Origin of the sequence: Nocardioides sp. (assembly GCF_025964975.1) — a bacterium.
In the GTDB taxonomy this organism is placed as follows: Bacteria; Actinomycetota; Actinomycetes; order Propionibacteriales; family Nocardioidaceae; genus Nocardioides.
This window is the reverse complement of sequence record NZ_JAOPXV010000119.1, coordinates 1-21,326: the sequence shown is the minus strand read 5'-3', so window position 1 is coordinate 21,326 and position 21,326 is coordinate 1. Positions and strand designations below refer to the sequence as shown.

The 21,326-nt window shown below is 70.0% G+C and carries 18 protein-coding genes; 6 read left to right on the top strand and 12 right to left on the bottom strand.

The window, feature by feature from the left end; all coding sequences use genetic code 11:
* Window positions 1-24: 24 nt before the first annotated feature.
* The 3 genes from hutU to hutH all read right to left on the bottom strand — a co-directional run bounded on the left by hutU (window position 25) and on the right by hutH (window position 3,594).
* Window positions 25-1,716 (bottom strand): urocanate hydratase, encoded by a 1,692-nt coding sequence (gene hutU / locus JWN68_RS08820; protein WP_297737700.1) that lies wholly within the window; start codon window positions 1,714-1,716, stop codon window positions 25-27.
* Complete coding sequence (locus JWN68_RS08815) at window positions 1,713-1,892, bottom strand: hypothetical protein (protein ID WP_297737697.1); 180 nt, start codon at window positions 1,890-1,892, stop codon at window positions 1,713-1,715. The genes hutU and JWN68_RS08815 overlap by 4 nt, the downstream gene beginning before the upstream one ends.
* A 160-nt stretch (window positions 1,893-2,052) precedes the next feature.
* Window positions 2,053-3,594, bottom strand: coding sequence for a histidine ammonia-lyase (gene hutH / locus JWN68_RS08810; RefSeq protein ID WP_297737694.1), 1,542 nt, complete (start codon window positions 3,592-3,594; stop codon window positions 2,053-2,055).
* Window positions 3,595-3,782: 188 nt separating this feature from the next.
* Between hutH and JWN68_RS08805 the strand changes: the two genes are divergently transcribed.
* A complete protein-coding gene (locus JWN68_RS08805) occupies window positions 3,783-4,349 on the top strand; it encodes a hypothetical protein (protein WP_297737692.1) in 567 nt (188 codons plus the stop codon).
* A 41-nt stretch (window positions 4,350-4,390) separates the two neighbouring features.
* Window positions 4,391-5,152: an IclR family transcriptional regulator gene (locus JWN68_RS08800; protein ID WP_297737688.1), complete on the top strand. Its 762-nt coding sequence runs from the start codon at window positions 4,391-4,393 to the stop codon at window positions 5,150-5,152.
* A 265-nt stretch (window positions 5,153-5,417) separates the two neighbouring features.
* On the opposite strand, the gene JWN68_RS08795 is transcribed toward JWN68_RS08800, so the two are convergent.
* Together JWN68_RS08795 and JWN68_RS08790 are read right to left on the bottom strand one after the other, a co-directional pair.
* Window positions 5,418-5,960 carry a class F sortase gene (locus JWN68_RS08795; RefSeq protein WP_297737684.1) on the bottom strand — a complete coding sequence of 181 codons (543 nt, stop codon included), beginning with the start codon at window positions 5,958-5,960 and terminating at the stop codon, window positions 5,418-5,420.
* 39 nt (window positions 5,961-5,999) lie between these two features.
* On the bottom strand, window positions 6,000-7,265 hold the full coding sequence (locus JWN68_RS08790) for a hypothetical protein (protein ID WP_297737679.1): 1,266 nt from the start codon (window positions 7,263-7,265) through the stop codon (window positions 6,000-6,002).
* A gap of 284 nt (window positions 7,266-7,549) precedes the next feature.
* Here JWN68_RS08790 and JWN68_RS08785 point away from each other — a divergent pair, with 284 nt between their 5' ends.
* The 4 genes from JWN68_RS08785 (at window position 7,550) to JWN68_RS08770 (ending at window position 15,136) form a co-directional block, all read left to right on the top strand.
* Complete coding sequence (locus JWN68_RS08785) at window positions 7,550-9,928, top strand: hypothetical protein (RefSeq protein WP_297737677.1); 2,379 nt, start codon at window positions 7,550-7,552, stop codon at window positions 9,926-9,928.
* 110 nt (window positions 9,929-10,038) lie between these two features.
* Window positions 10,039-13,605, top strand: a complete 3,567-nt coding sequence (locus tag JWN68_RS08780; RefSeq protein ID WP_297737674.1) for a heterodisulfide reductase-related iron-sulfur binding cluster — start codon at window positions 10,039-10,041, stop codon at window positions 13,603-13,605.
* 89 nt (window positions 13,606-13,694) lie between these two features.
* Window positions 13,695-14,237, top strand: a complete 543-nt coding sequence (locus tag JWN68_RS08775) for a toxin-antitoxin system HicB family antitoxin (protein WP_297737671.1) — start codon at window positions 13,695-13,697, stop codon at window positions 14,235-14,237.
* Window positions 14,238-14,314: 77 nt separating this feature from the next.
* Window positions 14,315-15,136 carry a DUF4097 family beta strand repeat-containing protein gene (locus JWN68_RS08770; protein WP_297737667.1) on the top strand — a complete coding sequence of 274 codons (822 nt, stop codon included), beginning with the start codon at window positions 14,315-14,317 and terminating at the stop codon, window positions 15,134-15,136.
* A gap of 146 nt (window positions 15,137-15,282) precedes the next feature.
* Here JWN68_RS08770 and JWN68_RS08765 read toward each other — a convergent pair whose 3' ends face one another.
* The 7 genes from JWN68_RS08765 to dcd are packed head-to-tail and all read right to left on the bottom strand — an operon-like array spanning window position 15,283 to window position 21,153.
* On the bottom strand, window positions 15,283-16,230 hold the full coding sequence (locus tag JWN68_RS08765; RefSeq protein WP_297737665.1) for a siderophore-interacting protein: 948 nt from the start codon (window positions 16,228-16,230) through the stop codon (window positions 15,283-15,285).
* The gene (locus tag JWN68_RS08760; protein ID WP_297737661.1) at window positions 16,227-17,051 is read right to left on the bottom strand and encodes an ABC transporter ATP-binding protein; all 825 of its coding nucleotides are present in this window, start codon (window positions 17,049-17,051) and stop codon (window positions 16,227-16,229) included. The genes JWN68_RS08765 and JWN68_RS08760 overlap by 4 nt, the downstream gene beginning before the upstream one ends.
* Entirely contained in the window at window positions 17,048-18,112 is a 1,065-nt protein-coding gene (locus JWN68_RS08755; RefSeq protein WP_297737657.1) for an iron chelate uptake ABC transporter family permease subunit, read from the bottom strand. The genes JWN68_RS08760 and JWN68_RS08755 overlap by 4 nt, the downstream gene beginning before the upstream one ends.
* Complete coding sequence (locus tag JWN68_RS08750; protein ID WP_297737654.1) at window positions 18,109-19,152, bottom strand: iron chelate uptake ABC transporter family permease subunit; 1,044 nt, start codon at window positions 19,150-19,152, stop codon at window positions 18,109-18,111. The genes JWN68_RS08755 and JWN68_RS08750 overlap by 4 nt, the downstream gene beginning before the upstream one ends.
* The gene (locus JWN68_RS08745) at window positions 19,149-20,183 is read right to left on the bottom strand and encodes an iron-siderophore ABC transporter substrate-binding protein (RefSeq protein ID WP_297737652.1); all 1,035 of its coding nucleotides are present in this window, start codon (window positions 20,181-20,183) and stop codon (window positions 19,149-19,151) included. The genes JWN68_RS08750 and JWN68_RS08745 overlap by 4 nt, the downstream gene beginning before the upstream one ends.
* Before the next feature lie 53 nt (window positions 20,184-20,236).
* Window positions 20,237-20,551, bottom strand: coding sequence for a Pr6Pr family membrane protein (locus tag JWN68_RS08740; protein WP_297737649.1), 315 nt, complete (start codon window positions 20,549-20,551; stop codon window positions 20,237-20,239).
* A gap of 26 nt (window positions 20,552-20,577) precedes the next feature.
* Complete coding sequence (gene dcd / locus JWN68_RS08735; protein WP_297737646.1) at window positions 20,578-21,153, bottom strand: dCTP deaminase; 576 nt, start codon at window positions 21,151-21,153, stop codon at window positions 20,578-20,580.
* Window positions 21,154-21,326 lie beyond the last annotated feature (173 nt).

The following is a 21,326-nucleotide window of genomic DNA, read 5'->3' as shown; positions in this document are numbered from 1 at the left end:
GCCTCCCGCAGGCGGACCGTGCCTTCAGCCCTCGGACATCGGGATGCGGACGTCGCGCTCGGCGGCCACCTCGCTGGCACGGTCGTAGCCGGCGTCGACGTGCCGGATCACGCCCATGCCCGGGTCGTTGGCGAGGACGCGCTCGATCTTCTCGGCGGCCAGCGCGGTGCCGTCGGCGACGCAGACCTGGCCGGCGTGGATCGACCGGCCCATACCGACGCCGCCACCGTGGTGGATCGAGACCCAGGTGGCGCCCGACGCGGTGTTCACCAGCGCGTTGAGCAGCGCCCAGTCGGCGATCGCGTCCGAGCCGTCGAGCATGGCTTCGGTCTCGCGGTACGGCGACGCCACGGACCCGCAGTCGAGGTGGTCGCGACCGATGACGATGGGTGCCTTGAGCTCGCCGCTCGCCACCATCTCGTTGAACTTCAGCCCGGCGAGGTGGCGTTCGCCGTACCCCAGCCAGCAGATCCGGGCGGGCAGGCCCTGGAAGGCGACCCGCTCGCCGGCCATGGTGATCCACTTGTGCAGGCGCTGGTTGTCGGGGAAGAGCTCGAGGATCGCCCGGTCGGTGGCCGCGATGTCCGCGGGGTCGCCGGAGAGCGCGGCCCAGCGGAACGGGCCCTTGCCCTCGCAGAAGAGCGGGCGGATGTAGGCCGGCACGAAGCCGGGGAAGTCGAAGGCGCGGTCGAAGCCGCCCTTGCGGGCCTCGTCGCGGATGGAGTTGCCGTAGTCGAAGACCTCGGCGCCGGCGTCCATGAAGCCGACCATGGCCCGCACGTGCACCGCCATCGAGTCCTGCGCCGCCGTGGTGAACCCGACCGGGTCGGCCTCGCGCTGAGCCTTCCACTCCTCGAAGGGCACCCCGACCGGGAGGTAGAACAGCGGGTCGTGGGCGGAGGTCTGGTCGGTGACGATGTCGATCGGCGCACCCTGCTCGAGCAGCGCCGGCACCATCTCCGCGGCGTTGCCGAGCACCCCGATGGACAGCGGCTTGCGTGCGTCCCTGGCCTCGACCGCGAGCTCCACGGCGTGCTCGAGGGAGTCGGCTCGTACGTCGAGGAACCGGTGCTCGATCCGGCGCTCGATGCGCGACTGGTCGCACTCGATGCAGATGGCGACACCGTCGTTCATGGTGACGGCCAGCGGCTGCGCGCCGCCCATGCCGCCCAGGCCCGCGGTCAGGGTGATGGTGCCCGCGAGCGTGCCGTCGCCGTCCTCGACCCGGCCGGACGCGGCGAACTTGTCGGCCACCGCGGCGAAGGTCTCGAAGGTCCCCTGGAGGATCCCCTGGGTGCCGATGTAGATCCACGACCCGGCCGTCATCTGGCCGTACATCGTCAGCCCGAGGTCCTCGAGGCGCCGGAACTCCTCCCAGTTGGCCCAGTCGCCGACGAGGTTGGAGTTGGCGATCAGCACGCGCGGCGCCCACTCGTGGGTGCGCATCACACCGACGGGCTTGCCGGACTGCACGAGCATCGTCTCGTCGTCCTCGAGGTCGCGCAGGGTGCGGACGAGGGCGTCGTACGCCTCCCAGTTGCGGGCGGCCTTGCCCGTGCCGCCGTACACCACGAGGTCCTCGGGACGCTCGGCGTTGGCAGGGTCGAGGTTGTTCATCAGCATCCGCAACGGCGCCTCGGTCTGCCAGGACTTCGCGCTCAGCTCGGTGCCGGTGGCAGCACGGATGGGGAGGCGGGGGTTGGTGGAGTCAGTCATGAGTTCTCCTCGCGCATGGGGATGTCGTCGGTCCACACCTCGACGAGCTCGGTGATCATGTTTCCGGTCACGGTCAGGAACGAGGCGACGTAGAAGGCCACGTCGTCGTTGAAGACCCGGGACCGCAGGACGGCGCGGTCACCCGCAACGACCAGGTCCGCGAGCGCGAAGCGCACCCGGACGGGACGTTGTGGGCGACCCAGTCATCGCGCCCGAACACCGTGCCGTCATGGCGGTACTCGGCCCGGAAGTCCGGCGACAGGAGTCTCGCGAGACCCGTCCAGTCGCGGTCGTCGATCCGCTGCGCAAACCCGCGGGCCCGGGCCTCGGCGGGCGTCACCGGAGCTCCCCGATCACGGACTCGGCGGCCGCGAGGACCGCGCCCGAGGCGACGAGCGAGACGGCTGCCTCGATCTCGGGCGAGAGGTGGCGGTCCGGCCCAGGGCCCTGGACTCCTCCCTCTCGCAGCGTGCGGACGACCGCGGCGGTGGCCGGGGAGGGGTGGAGCCCCCGCATGTCCAGGGCGCGGGCCGCGGTCATGACCTCGATCGCGACCACGCGGGTCAGACCGTCGACCGAGGAGCGGAGCTTGCGGGCAGCAGACCAGCCCATCGAGACGTGGTCCTCCTGCATCGCGCTCGACGGGATGGAGTCGACGGAGGCGGGGTGGGCCAGCCGCTTGAGCTCCGAGACGATCGCGGCCTGGGTGTACTGCGCGATCATCAGGCCCGAATCGACACCGGGGTCGGCCGCCAGGAACGGGTTGAGCCCGTGGTTGCGGGACTTGTCGAGGAACCGGTCCGTACGCCGCTCGCTGATCGAGGCGACGTCGGCTGCGACGATGGCGAGGAAGTCGAGCACGTAGGCCACCGGTGCGCCGTGGAAGTTGCCGTTCGACTCGACCCGGCCGTCCACGACGACAGGGTTGTCGACCGCCGAGCACAGCTCGCGCTCGGCCACCGTTGCGGCGTACTCCACCGTGTCGCGGGCGGCGCCGTGGACCTGGGGGGAGCAGCGCAGTGAGTAGGCGTCCTGGACCCGGTTGCAGTCGCCGGTGCGGTGCGAGGCCACGATCGCGGAGTCGGCCATCAGCGCCGTGAGGTTGGCCGCGGAGAGTGTTTGGCCGGGATGCGGTCGGAGTGCCTGGAGCTCGGGGGCGAAGACGCGGTCGGTGCCGAGCTGCCCCTCGACGCTCATGGCCGCGGCGATGTCGGCGGTCCGTAGCAGCATCCTCAGGTCGCCGATCGCCAGGACCAGCATGCCCAGCATCCCGTCGGTGCCGTTGATCAGCGCGAGGCCCTCCTTGGCAGCGAGCTCGACGGGCTCGAGGCCGGCTGCGGCCAGCGCCTTCTCGGCCGGCATCAGGTCGCCGGCCGCGTCGCGGACCTCGCCCTCCCCCATCAGCGCGAGTGCGCAGTGTGCCAGTGGAGCCAGGTCGCCCGAACACCCCAGGGAGCCGTACTCGTGCACCACCGGCGTGATCTGGTGGGTGAGCAGGTCAGCGAGCAGCTGGGCGGTCTCTCGCCGGATCCCGGTGCGACCGGTCGCCAGGGTCGACAGGCGCAGCAGCATCAGTCCACGGACCACCTCGCGCTCCACCTCGGGACCGGAGCCGGCAGCGTGCGAACGCACCAGCGACTTCTGCAGCTGGGCGCGCATCTCGTTGGGGATGTGACGGGTCGCCAGGGCGCCGAAGCCGGTCGAGATGCCATAGACCGGAGTGGCTGCCGCCGCCAGGTCCTCCACCACGGCGCGCGCCCGGTCGATGGACTCGAGAGCCTCCTCCGAGAGGACGACCGGAGCGCCGTGCCGGGTCACAGCAAGGACGTCGGCGAAGGAGACGGGGCCGTTGCCGACAGAGACGCGGTGGGGTTCCATGCGGTCCATACAACGCCCGCCCGCATCCCCGCACCACCCAGCGCGAGCGGAGTTCGTCTCGGATCCGAGACGTCCCCGTCCGGCGCGCCCCACCCCCACATGTGTGGCAGCCACCGGCCGAAGTGTCTACCGTGCTGAGAAGGCACGGCGCCGTTCGGAGGCAGCCGCGCGAAGATCAAGGAGTCAAGATGGATAACGAGCAGATCATCTGGATCGTCGTGATCGCCCTGGCTGCACTGGTGCTGATCGGCCTGATCGTCGCGGCCATGCGCAAGAAAAGCCTGGAGGCCAAGCGGTCCAAGGCCCACGAGCTCCGACAGGAGGCTGCCGGGAACGCCGCGACCCTGCCGGACGCCCACGCGCGGGCCGAGCAGACGGCGGTGGAGGCGGAACGCAAGCGGTTCGAGGCCGAGCGCGCAGAGCACGAGGCCCAGGCGGCCCGCACCGCGGTGGAGCAGGAGCGGGCTCGGCACGAGGACCAGATCCGCGCTGCAGACCGGTTGGACCCCGACGTCGACCACAAGGCGAAGGACTACGCACCCCAGGCCACTGACCCGGTGGGGCCCTCGAACGTCCCCACCGATCCGACCTACGCCGACCCCAGCACCGGTCGAGCCGTGAGCACGGGCACGGGCACCAGCACGAGCGCCTCCTCCGACCCGGACACGGTCTTCGACAGCGATGACCGGCAGCGCACCGACGCGGCCACCACCGACGGCACCACGAACACCGACGGCGGCACCCACCGCGCCTGAGCCGGCACGAGCCAGGCTCGCGTCGGGCAGGATGACGCGGTATGAGCCAGGTCCCCGCAGCCACCCGCACCCTGCGGGTGCTGCGGTTCCTGGCGAGCCAGCCCGAGCCGGCGTCCCTCGACCGGATCTCGCGGGCCTGCGACCTGCCGCGCAGCACCGCCTACCACCTGATCAACGCCATGATCGCCGAGGGCTTCGTCGTCCACCTCGAGGACGAGCGCCGCTACGGCCTCGGTGTCGCGGCGTTCGAGGTCGGCAGCGGATTCGCCCGCCAGGAACCGCTCCAGCGCATTGCGCGCAGGCCCTTGGCGTCCTTGGTCGACCGAACCGGGTACGGCGGGCACCTGGCCGTCCTGCACGGGCGCGACGTGCTCTACGTGCTGGAGGAGCGCGCGCCGGGCCGGCCGCCTCTCGTCACCGACGTGGGGGTCCGGTTGCCGGCACACCTGACCGCCAGCGGTCGCGCGATCCTGATGGCCCTGCCCAGCGAACAGGTCCGAGCGCTCTACCCGGACAGGACCGCGTTCGTGGACCGGCGCGGCAGCGGACCCGCGTCGTTGAGCCAGCTCCGCACGGTGCTCATCGAGGCACGCCAGCGAGGCCATGCCGTCGAGGACGGGGAGGTCTCCGCCGGGATGGCCAGCGTCGCGGCCCCCGTGCTCGACCACAACGGGCACCCTGTCGCCGGGGTCGCGGTCACCTTCCCGCAGGACCCCGCCGAGCAGACGACCCCTCAGGACGATGCGGCCAGCGCCGTACGCACCACGGCCGCCATGCTGTCTCGTCGACTGGGCGGGGCGTGAGGATCGAGCGCGCTGCGGGCACAAACAGAGCGGCCGACCGTTCACTCCGAAGAGGAACAGGCCGGCCGCATTCGTCGGGTGATCGCAATGATCGATCGATACGCCATTGACAGCGACACGCTCTCGCGAATCGTACGCGGACCCCCCCGGATCCAGGCAACATCCATCTGCACCGTAAGGCACATCCGACAACAGCCATCATGGACCGGCGTCGTGCACGTGCCAACCACCCACGATGCACAGTTGAGTAACGTCGCGGCCCGGATCACACCTTGTCGGCGAAGACCAGGATCCTGGTGGCATAGACCCCGGTGGTCACCGAGCGGTCGCCACAGGTGATCAGCACGACGCGGGCGCGGCCGCGGTCGGAGAACAACCCTCGCACCTCCTGCGGTGAGAGCCCCCCCACGCGTCGTACGCGAGTGACCTCGAAGTCCGCGCGGCCGACCGAGAACCGGTCCCCGGCCCGCAAGGAGCCGAGGCGGTCGAACACGCCCGCACCCCGGGACCACGTGTGGCCGGCGATGACGGCGCTGCCCGGCTGACCCGGACGCACGCCGTCCTTCCAGGTGTAGAGGGCCCGCACGCTCCCGCCCACGGCCAGCTGACCGCGGCGGTTGATCCCCACGGGCGTGACAGGGGCCCTGCGGATCCCCAGCTGGGGCAGCGTGAGGGGAGGGAACCTGACCGCGCGGACGCTTGCGTCATGCGTGGTGCTGGTGGTGCTACCCCAGACCTGGGTGGTGCCGGCGGCGCCGACACCACCCAGGCTGAGCAGGACGGTGAGCAGCATGGCCACTCGCTTCATCGTCCGTCCCTTCTCTGGTCCTCGCGGCAGGCGAGGACGCTACTGGTGACGCTTGCCCGTCTCGGGCAACACCTCGGGAGCCGGGCAGGCCTCGGGCACGCGCTTCTTCGCGAGCACCGTGGAGCCGAGCATCAGCTTGGCCATGTCACGGTGCTGACCCGTCGTGGTGAAGGTCACCGTGCTCTCGGCCTTGACCTTCTTGGTCGTGACCTTGTTGCCCACCTTGACCTTGTAGACCACTGCTCGCGACGAGGCGTTCTTCATGGTCACCCGTACGGTCCGCTGGCAGCTGGTGTAGATCTTGCCGGTGACGCGGCCGGCCTCTTCACCCAGCACCTCGACATCTGGGGTCGGGGCGGGTGCGACGGTCTCGCAGACCTTGTTGTCGTTGTAGGCGTAGTACGTCACGACGGCGGGCTTGGCGTCGTTGTTGCTGACGGAGCGCTCCTGGAAGCGGGTCCAGCCGGCGAGGCTGGGCTCAGCGATCCACGAGGCAGCCGCGGCGTCACGCGACGGGGCGCCCCCAGCGACGTAGTACTCCGTGTAGGCGGCTCGGTCCACGACGGTCCGGCTCTGGTTCCACGTCAGGGCGGGGTAGGTACCCGATCCGGACTTCACCGGCGGTGTCGCGGGCTCGGCGCCGGTCCAGCCGTCGCTGAAGTTGAGCTGCGGACTCCACGAGGACCAGGAGCCATTGGTCGCGGGCGAGCCGGTGCCGGCCTTGTCGCGGGAGTTGCCCGTGGCGCGGTACTCGGTCCAGTACGTGAAGTACCAGGTGCCGTTGTGATTGTGGATGGACTCGCCACGCGCCGGGCCGGTGCCGGCCGGAGCAGTGGTGCCCCAGGCGTAGGTGCTCTGGCCGGTCCAGTCGTAGGAACCCGAGTAGCCCCAGCTGATCACACCTGAGTAGGTGGTGCTGTTGGCGCCGTCCCAGCGGGCCTTCTGCTTCTTCTCGTACAGGCGGTACTCGTACTCCTTGGCGGGAGCGACCGCGTCCCGGCCGGGGGTGTACTGCTTGGTGGCGGAGCGGGTCTCGGTCCTGTACGTCGCCGCGAAGTCCCGCTTGTAGCGGTACTCGGGGTGGAAGGTCTCGGCCACGGCGGGCACGGTGTGCGTCCACGTCGTCGTGGTGGCACAGCCGGTCGTGGTGGAGCCCGTCTGCGTCGATCCGGCAGGCACGGCGCTCGGGCTCGCGACCTGGATCGGGTTGTCCGGGGTGGACCCGGGGGCGGCGTCGGCTGACGCCGGGGTCATACCCGCTGCGAGCAGGACCGGAGCGCCTGCGGCCACGAGTGCTACGGCCATGAGCCGCGCGATGAATGGGTGCGTTTGTCGAGCTGGTGAAGACATGCTGAGGAGTCCCTTTTTGTCGTGTGGATGGAGCGTCCCCCGAAGGACGTCATGAACATGCGTTGCCCCATCGAACGCCCTCTACACGTCAAAGCCATGATCCGTGGATGAACTGTGGAGAATGACGAAAATTGTTCATTTTTCCTGCCCGATCGGGCGTCATTTGTGGTTCCTTTGGACCATGCTGAGTAGTCCCGATGCGCGGAAGTAGGCCATGCAGCACCCACCTGTTCGGAAGTGTGGCGCTCGCCGTCGCCCTCATCAGTGCCGCCGTGGCCCTCCCCGGCGACACCGGTGCACCCCGCACAGGTGCGCTGCGTGCGAACTACGAGGCCGCGACGGAGCAGGTTCTTCTCCTGGACGGTCACGACCACACCCACGACCCGGCCACCAAGAACGCCCTCTCGCGGGGCGGCGACGTGTCGGCCGCGACGGCCGATCCGACGACCGCCCGGCAGACCCGGGACGCCACCGCGTACGTGGCCACCCAGCGCCGGCTGCGCGACCCGCGTCTGACGACAGTCATGGTGACACCGAAGCGCACCCAGGCCCCGGCGACGCGCTACGCGCTCGCAGGTGGTTGCTACACCCTCGGGCCGCCGGACGAGGCCTTCCGGTTCCGGGCCACGACGCTCGGCACCTACCTCATCATCGACCGCGACCGGAGACTCCTCGCGGCCGACGGCACCCGGTCGAGGCAGCCGGCACCGTCCACGGAGTGGAGCGCCCGACTCACCCGCGGCGGCATGTCCTTCACCTCGCAGGGCACCATGCTCCGCCTGGCGGGCAGTGACGCCTTCCGGGTCCGTGCCGCACGCCGCTGCCCGGCCTTCGAGGAGGCCCAGGTCAACGTCAGCGGCAGGCCGCACGCGGGCGTTGCGCCATACCAAGAGGTCAGGGGGTACGTCGACGCGCACACCCACGCGATGGCCTTCGAGTTCCTCGGCGGGACCGTGCACTGCGGCAAGCCGTGGGACAAGTACGGCCCGGCCTACGCGCTGGTCGACTGCCCCGACCACTCGGCGACCAACGGCTACGGCGCGGCGCTCGAGACGGCACTGGGCGGCAAGCCCGGCCACGACCCGGTGGGCTGGCCGACCTTCGAGGACTGGCCGGCACCGGAGTCGTTGACCCACGAGGGCACCTACTACAAGTGGCTCGAGCGGTCCTGGCGCGGTGGTCAGCGGATCTTCGTCAACCTGCTCGTCGAGAACAACAAGCTGTGCGAGCTCTATCCGCTGAAGAAGAACTCCTGCGACGACATGGACTCGGTGCGGCTGCAGGCGCAGCGGATGTACGAGCTCCAGGACTACATCGACGCCCAGGCCGGCGGCCCCGGCCTCGGCTGGTACCGCATCGTCCGGTCGCCCTGGCAGGCGCGCAAGGTGATCAACGCCGGGAAGCTGGCGGTGATCATGGGCATCGAGACGAGCGTGCCGTTCGGCTGCACCTACGAGAAGCTGCCCACCGGGGACGCCCCCCAGTGCAACGCCGCGGACATCGACCGCGAGCTCGACGAGATGCATGCGCTGGGCGTGCGTCAGATGGAGCTGGTCAACAAGTTCGACAACGCGCTGTCCGGGATCGCCGGAGACTCCGGCGAGACCGGTGTCGTGGTCAACGCAGCCAACTTCCTCGAGACCGGCTCCTACTGGGACATGCAGCACTGCGAGCCCGCCGACGGCGAGAGTGCGGACAAGACGCAGCTGGCCGTCCCCGACATCAGTGCGGGCCAGCAGGACGCCCTCTTCGCGGCCGTGGGCCAGGTCGGGGGGCTCCTCAACCTCGGAGCGCTCCCGCTGTACGGCACACCCATGCACTGCAACTCCCGCGGCCTGACCGACCTCGGCGCGCACCTCGTCGACCGCCTCGCCGACAAGCACATGCTGATCGACCCTGACCACATGAGCGTCAAGGCCCGCAACAGCCTCCTCGACCAGCTCGAGGCTCGTGCCTACTCCGGCGCGATCTCCAGCCACTCCTGGTCGACGCCCGATGCCTATCCGCGGATCTACCGCCTCGGCGGCTACGTCGCGCCGTACGCCGGGGACTCCACCGGCTTCGTGCAGAAGTGGCGCCGCCACCTCGGCTGGGCCGACAAGCGCTTCTACTTCGGCTTCGGTTACGGCGCCGACATCAACGGCCTCGGAGCCCAAGGCAGTCCGCGCGGCGCGGCTGTGCCCAACCCCGTCACCTATCCCTTCCGGGGCTTCAACGGCGTGACGATCGGGCAGCAGCACGCCGGCCAGCGCGTCTACGACCTCAACGTGGACGGGGTCGCGCAGTACGGCCTCTATCCGGACTGGATCCAGGACATCTCCCTGGTCGCGGGCGCCGATGGGGCCGCCCTCGAGGACGACATGATGCGGGGCGCCGAGGCCTACCTCCAGACGTGGGAGCGGGCCCAGGGCGTGCAGCCGGACTCCTGCCGCAACCCCGACCTCCGCAGGTCGAGGAGCGCCTTCAACCGGCGGGTCCGGGTGGGTATGTCGACGAAGAAGCTGCTGTTCCGGGTCGGCCAGCCCTACGAGCGACTGGGGAGCACCTACACCTACTGCGTGAAGGGCGGGAAGGTCCGCGTACGGATCAGTGCCACCGGGAAAGTTACCGAACGGTAGGATGGTCTCGCACCCGCGCTGGGCCCTGCGTCGGACTTTGTCTCGGCAATAGGCTCCGCGCAGACACCCCGGCCCGGGCGTCCCCCCGTGAGAAGAGGAGCCTGCATCCCATGCAGACCGTCGCCATCGTCGTCTCGTTCGCCCTGACCATCGCCGCGCTGGCACTGCTGGTGCCTGCCGTACGCCGCATGGTCGGTGTCATCCGCCGCGGGCAGCCGGCGCTGGACCGCACCGGCAACCCGCTCGGCCGGACCGTGACGATGTTCAAGGAGACGTTCCTCCACACCCGGATGCTCCAGTGGCACTGGGTCGGCATCATGCACTGGTTCGTCTACATGGCATTCCTGTTCCTCAGCACCGCCGTCCTGGCCGCCTACGTCCAGCTGTTCAAGCCCGACTTCGCCTACCCCGTCATCGGCCACTGGTATCCGTTCGAGTGGTTCATGGAGATCATCGGGGCGCTCAGCACGGTCGGCATCGTCTTCCTGATCATCTACCGGCAGAAGCACCACCCGAGGAGCCAGGGACGCGGCAGCCGGTTCTTCGGCTCGACGTTCTGGCAGGCCTATTTCGTCGAGGCACTGGCGCTGCTCGAGGGCGCGGCGATCCTGTTCGTCCGGGCCGCGGAGTGGAGGCTCGACGCCGACGCGGGCCGGGCCCACTACCCGTTCTCCTCGTGGATCGGCGACGCGCTCTACTCCGGCGTCACCTCGGTCGGCGGGCTGCACAACATCATCTACGCCATCGCGACCTTCAAGATCGCACTGGCGATGATCTGGCTGATGGTGATCGCCCGCAACATCACCATGGGTATCGCCTGGCACCGGTTCACCGCCTGGCCCAACATCTGGTTCAAGCGCGAGTCCGACGGCAGCACCGCGCTGGGTGCGATGAAGCCGCTGACCTCGGCCGGCAAGGCCGTCACCCTCGAGGACATCGACGACCTGGACGAGGACTCGGTCCTCGGCGTGGGCTCGATCGAGGACTTCTCCTGGAAGGGCCTGCTCGACTTCACCACCTGCACCGAGTGCGGGCGCTGCCAGTCGCAGTGCCCTGCGTGGAACACCGAGAAGCCGCTCTCACCGAAGCTGCTGATCATGGGGCTGCGAGACCACGCCTACGCCAAGGCGGAAGACGTCGAGTCGCACTCGGAGCGCGCGCTGGTGGGGAGCGGCTCGAAGGGCGAGAGTGCAGGCTCCGGCACCGACGTGCTCGACTACTTCTACAACCCCGTCGACGCCCCGTTCGTCATCGACGAGGACGTCCTGTGGAACTGCACGTCGTGCGGCGCCTGCGTCCAGCAGTGCCCCGTCGACATCGAGCACGTCGACCACATCATGGACATGCGTCGCTACCAGGTGCTGGTGGAGTCCAACTTCCCCGCCGAGCTCAACGGTCTCTTCAAGGGGCTGGAGAACAAGGGCAACCCGTGGAACATGTCGTCCACCGCCCGCATGGACTGGGCCAAGGGGCTCGAGTTCGACGTCCCGGTGGTCGGCGAGAACCTCGAGTCCCTCGAGTCGGTCGACTGGCTGTTCTGGGTCGGGTGCGCGGGTGCCTACGAGGACCGCGCCAAGAAGACGACCCGCGCCGTCGCCGAGCTGCTCAACATGGCCGGGGTGTCCTTCGGCGTACTCGGCAATGGCGAGACCTGCACGGGCGACCCCGCCCGCCGAGCCGGCAACGAGTTCGTCTTCCAGGGCCTCGCAGTGCAGAACGTCGAGACGTTCAAGGAGTTCAAGGTCAAGAAGGTCGTCTCGACCTGCGCCCACTGCTTCAACACGCTGAAGAACGAGTACAAGGACTTCGGCATCGAGCTCGAGGTCGTGCACCACACGCAGCTGCTCAACCGACTGGTGCGTGAGGGCAAGCTCACCCCGGTCAAGGACGGTGCCGGGGCTGCGAAGCGTTCGATCACCTACCACGACCCGTGCTACCTCGGTCGCCACAACGACGTCTACACGCCGCCGCGCGAGCTGCTCGAGATCCTGCCGGGCGCAGAGTTCAAGGAGATGGAGCGCAACTCCGAGAAGTCCTTCTGCTGCGGTGCCGGTGGCGCGCGCATGTGGATGGAGGAGAACATCGGTGAGCGCATCAACCTCAACCGCACCAAGGAGGCCGTCGGCACCGGCGCCGACCAGATCGCGGTCGGCTGTCCCTTCTGCCGCGTGATGCTCTCCGACGGGCTGACCGCCGAGCAGGCTGCTGGCAACGCCCGCGAGGAGGTCGAGGTTCTCGACGTCGCGCAGATGCTGCTAGCCTCGGTCAAGGGCGAGTCGGCCACCAAGACACCTGCCATGGCTGCGGCTGGTACGCCGAAGGCCGCCGCTGCTTCCACCGATGTCGCCACGAAGGCCGAGCCCGAGGCCGGCGACGTCACCGTCACCGAGGACACCGTCACCGAGACCGCGGACGCGGGACCGTTGGCCAAGGCCTCTGGCGGCACCTCGCTGTTCGACACCCCGGCGTCCGAGCCGGCCCCGCCAACGGCCCCAGGCGCCGCCAAGGCCTCCGGTGGTGCCTCGCTCTTCGACACCCCAGCCCCGGCCGAGACCGAGCCAGCCGAGACCGAGCCAGCGGACGCCGAGACCGCAGAGTCCGTGGCCGCTGACTCGACCCCTGCACAGCCCGCCCCCGACCTCGGGTCGAGCGGCTCCCTGTTCGACCTCGCCGAGCCCGAACCCGCGTCGACGCCGGCCGCCGAGGCCACTGGCGCGTCGCCCGGAGCCGATGCGAAGCGCGACGCCGACGCGAAGCGCGCAGCCGGGGCGAAGCCCGCCGCGGCAGCCGGAGCGCCGGCCGGTTCGACGGGGTCGCTGTTCGACATCGCGGCCCCCGATCCCGCTCCCAGCCAGCCGGCACCTCAGGCCGACGTCAAGCTGGAGGCCACGCAGGAGGCCGAGCCGCAGCCCGCGCCGGACGTCGAGGCCGAGCCGGAGGCCGAGCCGGAGGTCGAGGCCGAGCCGCAGGCGAAGGCCGCCCCCGCCCCCGCGACGACCCCGTCCGGCGCCGTCAGCACCCCGGCGACCTCGATCCCGGAAGGCGGGTCGCTCTTCGACCTCGAGGCACCTCAGCCCGTCGTCGCTTCTGCACCGCCGGCCGAATCCGCGCCGGCCGAACCCGCGCAGGCCCAGGCGGACCAGGACGTACCGGAACAGCCGGCGACCCCGGCGCCTGCACCGACAGCGTCCAGCCCCGTCAGCACCCCGGCGACCTCGATCCCTGAGGGTGGCTCACTCTTCGACATCGAGGCTCCCGCGCCGTCCGCGCCGGCGCCCCAGGCAGCTACGCCTGCTGCTCCCCCCGAGACGGAAGCGGCCGACCAGCCGACCGCGTCGGAGGACGAGCCGCCAGCCGACGACACGCCAGCCGACGAGGCCTCGGCCCTCTCGGGCGGTGCGGCGCTCAGCCAGGCGGCCACGTTCGCACCGGAGGAGGACGAAGCGGCCGAGGCCGCGGAGCCCGAGCCCGAGCCCACGGGGCCCGAGTCCGCGCAGCCCGAGCCCGAGCCCGCGGAACCTGAGACCCCAGAGATCGAGGAAGCGGCGGACGCCGAGGCCGAGACGGTCGAGCCGACGCCGGCCCCGACCACGACGGATCAGGGACCGCGCGGCGACGTACACACACCGAAGACTGATGTGGACATCAGCGGCTCAAGCTCTCTCTTCGACCTCTGACCAGGCCCTACACGCCCCCTGACGTCGCGCGACACCACTCTGACGCCATATGGTGTTGACATGACACCACGGTGGTGTCATGGTGGCGCATGGACATCACCCCCTACGTCGAATCTCTCCGACGAGACCTCCTGGCCGCCGCGGACGCGGGCGGGGATGAGGTTCGTGCGGCCGCGGAACGACTGACCTACGCGCTCGACCCCAGCACGCGCCTCGTGCTGATGGAGGCCATCTCCCAAGCGGCAGCCGAGATCACTGCCGAGCTCCCCGACGGCGGTGTGGACGTCCGCCTCAACGGACGCGACCTCGACTTCGTCGTCGACCTGGCGCCCGCCCATGTCGCGCCTGCTCCTCCGCCGCCTCCGGCTCCGCCCGCGCCGCCCGAGGACGACGAAGGACTGGCCAGGATCACGCTCCGCATCCCCGAGTCGGTCAAGGCGCGGGCCGAGGAGAAGGCCGCCGCGGCCGGGCACAGCCTCAACACCTGGCTCGTCAACGTCGTGCGGGGCGCCACCAGCGACCACGCGGTCAACGTGGACATCGATCTCTCGAGCCTGCCGTTCTTCTCTCAGCCCGGACCGAACCGTCCGGCAGGACCGCGCGGTTCCCGCCGGATGACCGGCTGGCAGTAGCCCGCAACCACCGTCAAGCACGTGAACCGACCAGCACTCAGGCTGGCCGGTAGGACGAACACACCCTGGAGACCCCCATGGAACGAAGCTTCGAGACCCCCCAGCCCATCGAGTTGTACGTCGAATGCCACTCAGGCCGCGTCACCATCACCGCCGCCGACGTGACCCGCACCGAGGTGACCGTCACCGGGAAGCACGCCGAAGAGGTCGTCATCGAGCAGCGCGAGGACAGGATCCAGGTCGTTGCCCCCCGATCGGGGATGGGATTCATCGTGGGCGCCGGCCAGCGCGCGGAGATCTCGGTCGTGATGCCGGCCCACAGCGCCCTCACCGTCAAGGCCGGCAGCGCCGACACCGAGGTCCTGGGCGCCGTTGGTGGCCTGTGGGTCAACTCCGGCTCGGGCTACCTCAGCGTCGAGCTCGTCGACGGCACGAGCGAGCTGCAGAGCGGTTCGGGCGAGATCAGGGTGGTCGAGCTGCGCGGAGACGCCCGCATCAAGAGCGGGTCCGGCGACGTCAGCATCCGTCGGTGCGCCGGCCTTACCGTCTCCACCGGCTCGGGCGACGTCCGGATCGAGTCCGTGGCTGGCCGACTGGCCGTCAAGACCGGGTCCGGCGACGTCCAGGTCGGACAGGCAGCCGACGACCTCGCGCTCTCCACCGGCTCCGGCGACCTGGACGTCGGCGAGGCACACAAGGGCCACTACGTCCTGAAGGCGGCCAGCGGCGACGTGCGCATCGGCATCCCGGCCGGCACACCGGTGTGGACCGACATCACCACCATGTCGGGACGCGTCCAGTCCGACCTCACGCCGGTCGGCCCCCCGACCGACGGGCAGGACCACCTAGAGATCCGCGCCACGACCGCAAGTGGCGACATCACCCTCATGCAGCGCTGACCCACACCAGACCGAAGGAGCACCACCATGTATCCCCTCAACGACCTCGAGCTCATCGCCCGACACCACCAGACCGAGCGTCGCAACGACGCCACGAACATCCGACGCAGCCGCAGCTTCGGGCGGCGTACGACCTGATCAGGTGATCAGGACCGCATCGCCACACCGCGGCGCCAGTAACCCATGAAGGCGACCTGGCTGCGATCGACCTGCAGCTCGTTGACGAGGTGGCGCCGGAGCCCGGTGACCACCGTGGACTCCCCCGCGATCCAGGCATAGAGGCCGTCGAGCTCGTGGCCCACGGCCCGGGTGGCGGGGATCTCCTCGCCGGAGGAGGAGAAGGTCGGCGTCTCCCACAGGTCGGGGTCCACGTCGTCGGCGGCAACATCCACGTCGGCGGGACCGATCCCGAGGTGGCCCACCACAGCGTCGTGCAACCGTTGTCCGAGCGGGGCTTGCCCTCGGACCAACCAGGTGACGCTGACTCCCACCGGGCCCCGGACGTCGAGGACGTCACCGGCGGTGGGCACCTCGATGAAGGCGGCACCAGTCACTGTCGGGGACAGCTGCTCGAGCACGGCGCACACGGCAGGGACGGCCGTCTCGTCGGCCACCATCAGCAGCTCGGCGCCCACCGACGGGGCGAACTCGATGCCGCCGAACTCGAAGCCGCGCCGAGGCGCTACCAGCACCAGTCGATCTCCCGGGGCGGCCACCGCCGCCCAGGTCGAGCCGGGGCCGACCTGGTCACCTTCGAGGTGAAGCACGATGTCCACCACGATCGTGGTGTCGGCACCTGAGCCACGCACGTCCCGGATCGTGTACGTCCGCATGTGTCCACGTTCCTCCGCCGGCCGTTCGAGCCAGGTCGTCGTCCACGACCCCCCGGCCTCGCCTGCCGACGACAGGCAGCCGGTGCGGGGGTCGGGAAAGACCAGCTTCATGCGCTGGTCGTAGCGGGGCCCGTCGACACCGAAGTCGGCCAGTGCGGCGGCCCCCAGCACGACTCGGACGAAGCTCGGGCTCAGCCGCTCGACCGAGACCACCTCGACGTCCGTGATCAGCATCGGCAGGACATCTGTTGTGGTGGTCATGAGGCTTCCTCTACCGGACCGGCGCGATACCGCGAGACGGGCACCACGAGGGGGGTGTGCGAGACGGGGTCGTCGATGACGCGGTTGTCGAGACCGAAGACGGAGCGGACCACGTCCTCGGTCACGACCTCGCGAGGCGGCCCCTCCGCGACGATGCGGCCCGCCCTCAGGGCGACGAGGTGGTCGGCGTACCGGGCCGAGAGGTTGAGGTCGTGCAGGACCATGACAATGGTGGTGGCGCGCCGAGCGTTGAGGTCGGCGAGCAGATCGAGCATCTCGACCTGGTGTGCGACGTCGAGGTAGGTCGTCGGCTCGTCGAGCAGCAGCAGGTCGGTGCCCTGGGCCAGCGCCATGGCGATCCACACCCGCTGGCGTTGGCCGCCCGAGAGCTCGTCGACCACCCGGTCGGCCAGCGCGAGGGTGTCGGTCAGTGCGAGCGCCTCCATCACGGCCTGGTCGTCGGCGCTCGTCCACCGCCGGAAGGCGCCGTGGTGCGGGTGCCGTCCGCGTCCGACAAGGTCGACGACCGTGACACCCTCGGGCGCGATCGGGTTCTGCGGCAGCAGCCCGAGGGTGCGTGCGACCTGCTTGGTGGGCAGCCGGTGAATCACGTCGCCGTCGAGCAGGACCGCGCCCGACTGCGGCCTCAGCAGTCGCGCGAGGCCACGCAGCAGGGTCGACTTGCCGCAGGCGTTGGCGCCGACGATGACAGTGACCTTCCCATCGGGGACCTGGAGGTCGAGGTCGCTGACGATGGCCGTGTCTCTGTAGCCCAGCGTGAGGTGCGACGCGGACAGGCGTGAGGTCGGGGTGGCGATCATGCCGCCCTCCTTCCGGTGCGGCCGCGAGCAAGCAGCCAGAGCAGGAACGGTGCACCGACGGCGCCGGTGACGACGCCGACCGGCAGGTTGGTGTCGGGGATGAGGTAGTCGCCGACGTAGTCGGCCGACACGACGGTGACGGCTCCGGCGAGCGCGGACCCGAGGAGCGTCGTCCGCCCCGCGTTGAGCCCGCGGGCGATCGGACCCGCGAGGAACGACACGAAGGCAATCGGACCTGCTGCAGCGACGGACACCGCGCAGAGCAGCACACCGGCCAGGAGCAACAGCTGCCCGCGTGCGCTAGAGACGCCCAGCCCGGCAGCGGCATCGTCCCCGAGCTCGCTGATCCGCAGCGAACGTGCAAACCACCACGTCACGGGCAGCATGAGGGCCAGTGCGACGGCCAGCAGCCGGATCGTCGACCAGTCGACGCCGTTGACGCTGCCCGTGAGCCAGCGGAGCACCAGTTGGGCGTCGTACTCGTCGACGCGGGTGAAGACGTACTGGATGACCGACTGTGTCGCGGCCGCCGCACCGATGCCGACCAGGATGAGTCGGTGGCCGCCGTGGGTGCCTGCGACGAGGCGTACGACGAGGGCGACACCCACGGCGCCGACGATGGCCGCCGCCGAGACCGACAAGCCGTGCCAGCCCCAGAGCGCGATCGCGACGACCGCCAGGGCACTGGCGCCGAGGTTGACGCCGATGATGTCGGGGCTGGCGAGCGGGTTGCGCAGCGTCGTCTGGAACAACGCGCCGGCAACACCCAACGCGAGCCCAGCCAGCAGCGCGAGGACGGCGCGCGGCAGCTTGCTCTCCATCAGGATGTAGCCAGCCCCGGGAATGTCGGCGCCGGCCAGGATGCGGAAGAAGTCCGGGACGGTGATCGTGTAGTCGCCGAGCAGCACGCGAGCGGAGAAGGCCAGGAACAGGAGCACCGCGAGCCCGCCGACCACCAGCAGGTGACGACGACGCGGCCCGCGGCGGGCGGAACGGACCAGGTCCAGCGCCTCGGCCGTCGCAGTGACAGCGACCGGGGCGGGCCTCAGCGTCGCCGTCACAGCGCCCCGCCCCCTGCGCGGCCGCGTCGGACCAGGACGAGGAACACGGGTGCACCGAGGACGGCCGCCATCACGCCGACCTGCACCTCGGCTGGCGGCATGACCACCCGACCGAGGGTGTCGGCGATCAGCACCAGCACCGCGCCACCCAGCGCGCAATGGGGTAGCACCCGGGAGTAGTCACTACCGACGAGTCCGCGTACGGCGTGCGGCACGACGAGGCCGACGAAGGCGATGGGTCCGGCCAGCGCGGTGGCCGTGCCCGCGAGCAGCACCACGGCAACGCCGAGGACGACCCGGTCTACGGCCGTACGCCGTCCGAGCCCGCGCGCGAGGTCGTCCCCCAGCGCCAAGGTATTGAGCAGGCCGGACCCGGTGATTGCCATGAGTGCGCCGACGACCAGGAACGGAGCCCCCGTGAGCAGGACGTCGAGGTCCCGCCCGCCGATGGTGCCGACCTGCCAGTAGCGGAAGGTCTCCATCGTCTTGCTGTCGACCAGCAGTACGCCGGTGGTCCAGCCGGAGGCCGCGGCGGTCACCGCGGCCCCGGCGATGGCGAGCTTGCCGGGCGTTGCACCGTCACGCCCGAGGGCGGCGATCACATGCACGAGCACGGCGGCGACCGCGGCCCCGACGAAGGCGATCCAGAGGAAGTCACGGAGCTCGGAGACGCCGAACACCGATAGGCCCAGGACCATCGCGAAGCTCGCGCCTGCGTTGATGCCGAGGAAGCCAGGATCGGCGAGGGGGTTGCGGGTGAGGCCTTGCAGAACCGCCCCGGCGAGCGCCAGGGCCGCCCCCACCGCAAGACCGAGCAACGTCCGGTCGATGCGGGCCCGCGAGACGTTGTGGAGAGGATGAGAGGAGTCCAAGATCGCCACGAGCGGCACCGCACGTGCGCCCACTGCGACCGAGACCAGGCACGCCGCCGCGACCGTGCCCACGAGGAGGACGGTCACGGCAGGCGTGGCCAGCCGGCGTGGAGATCGGGTCTGATGGCTGGCCTCCGCCCCGCGGGTGATGAGCGGGGTGTGGGTCACGACGCTGCGACTGCCTCGACGACCTTCGGGATGACGTTGTCGATCACGAAGGGGATGGACAGCGGCGTCGGGTTGGTCGATGCCATGGCGATCGACTTGTCCGGCTCGGCGTAGAAGTTGCCCGACTCGATCGCCGGGATCTTACCCAGGAGCTTGTCGCCCTCGATGGTCTCCACGTCGGAGGCCTTCTCGACCCACGTGATGATGACGTCGGACTCGAGCTCGGACGACTGCTCGGCCGAGACGGTGCCGTAGAACTCGCCTTCCTCGATCGTACCTTCGACGGCCGGGGCATCGACCATGCCGAAGTCGCGGAGCAGGGACACTCGGGGGTCGGCAGGCGCGTAGATGCCGACCGTCGAGAGATCCGCCGGCGTGAGGTAGGCGTAGATGAGTGAGGCACCCTCGAGCACGGGGTTCTCGGCGGTGGTCGCAGCGATCTGCGCCTCGGTCTCCTCGGTGACCTCGGCTGCCAGGTCGCTGCGACCCAGCGCCTGGCCGACCATGTCGAGGGAGGTCTGCCACGGCGTCGTCCACGGGAACTCGGGGTAGGCGACCACGGGTGCGATCTTGGTGAGCTTCGCGTACTCCGCCTCGGTGATGCCCGAATTGGTGGCCAGGATGAGGTCGGGCTCGAGCTGGACGATCTCGTCGATCGGAGCGCCGTCGGCGTCGTCATACCGGACCGGAGCCTCCGCGTCCGTCTCGGCGACAGCCGCGTCGAACCAGTCGGTCGAGCCGCCCGCGTTGCCACCCCAGGTGATCCTGGTGGCACCGACCGGGACCACCCCGAGCGCGAGCGCGTGGTCCTGATCGGTCCAACCGAGCGTCGCGATCCTGGTGGGCTCCTCCGCGATGGTGGTCTCACCGAAGGCGTGCTCGATCGTGGCGGGGTAGGCGTCGGCCTGTGCCGACGTCGCCGCAGACGGTTGGACGGTGGCGTCGGCGGTCGTCGTCGAGCCGGTACTGCAGGCGGTGAGGGCGGCGAGCGCGAGGGCTGCTGCGGCGCTGGTGCGCAGGAGAGAGGACATGGATACTCCAAAGTTAGGGAAACCTTACTTAGGCAACCCTAACCCACCTCCCGCTACACCGTGTGTCGCCTGCGCCCCAGGGCTGCGTCACCACGCCAGGCCAGAGCTGCCAGCCCGACGAAGAGCACAGCAATGCCCAGGGACACGACCGACACTGCGGCGTACCCCTCGACGTCAGCGTCCAGGAACGGATAGGGGTAGAACTCGGTGATCGCGCCGCGGACCAGCGTGTAGGCCAGCCACGCCACGAAGAACCGCACCACTCGCTCCATGAGGTCGGGGGGATTGGTCTCGTCCAGGACGGTTCCCCCCAGGCACACCAGCACCAGCTGGAAGACCACGGCTCCGATGGCGAGCGCGGCCACCATCGCGTGCCAGCCGCGTGCGGATGTCGCTAGATCTCCGTGCGGTGGAAGTTCTGGAAGCTCCGGCTCGGGGTGGGGCCGCGCTGTCCTTGATAGCGAGAGCCGTACTTCTCCGAGCCGTAGGGGTGCTCGCTCGGTGAGGACAACCGGAAGAAGCAGAACTGCCCGATCTTCATGCCGGGGTAGAGCTTGATGGGCAGGGTCGCGACGTTGGCCAGCTCGAGCGTGACGTGCCCACTGAAGCCCGGATCGACGAAACCGGCGGTCGCGTGGGTCAACAGCCCGAGGCGGCCCAGGCTCGACTTTCCCTCCACCCGGGCGGCAACGTCGTCGGGCAGGCTCACGACCTCGTAGGTCGAACCCAGCACGAACTCGCCGGGGTGCAGGATGAACGGCTCTTCGCCCTCGGGCTCGACCTCGCGAGTCAGGTCCGACTGGTCGGCCGCCGGGTCGATGTGCGGGTAGCGATGGTTCTCGAAGACCCGGAAGAACCGGTCGAGTCGCACGTCGATGCTCGAGGGCTGCAGCATCGCTGGATCCCATGGCTCGAGGGCGATGCGCCCGTCGTCGATCTCGGCGAGGATGTCGCGGTCGGAGAGAAGCACGGGATGCAGCCTAGTGACCCGGGGCCGCTGCAGACCCGTGGCGTGCGGATTGGACAATGCCCCGGTGACCTTCCATCGCTACGTCGCCCTCGGCGACTCCTTCACCGAAGGCGTCGGCGACCCGGACCAGACCCGCCCCAACGGCCTGCGCGGCTGGGCCGACCGGGTGGCGG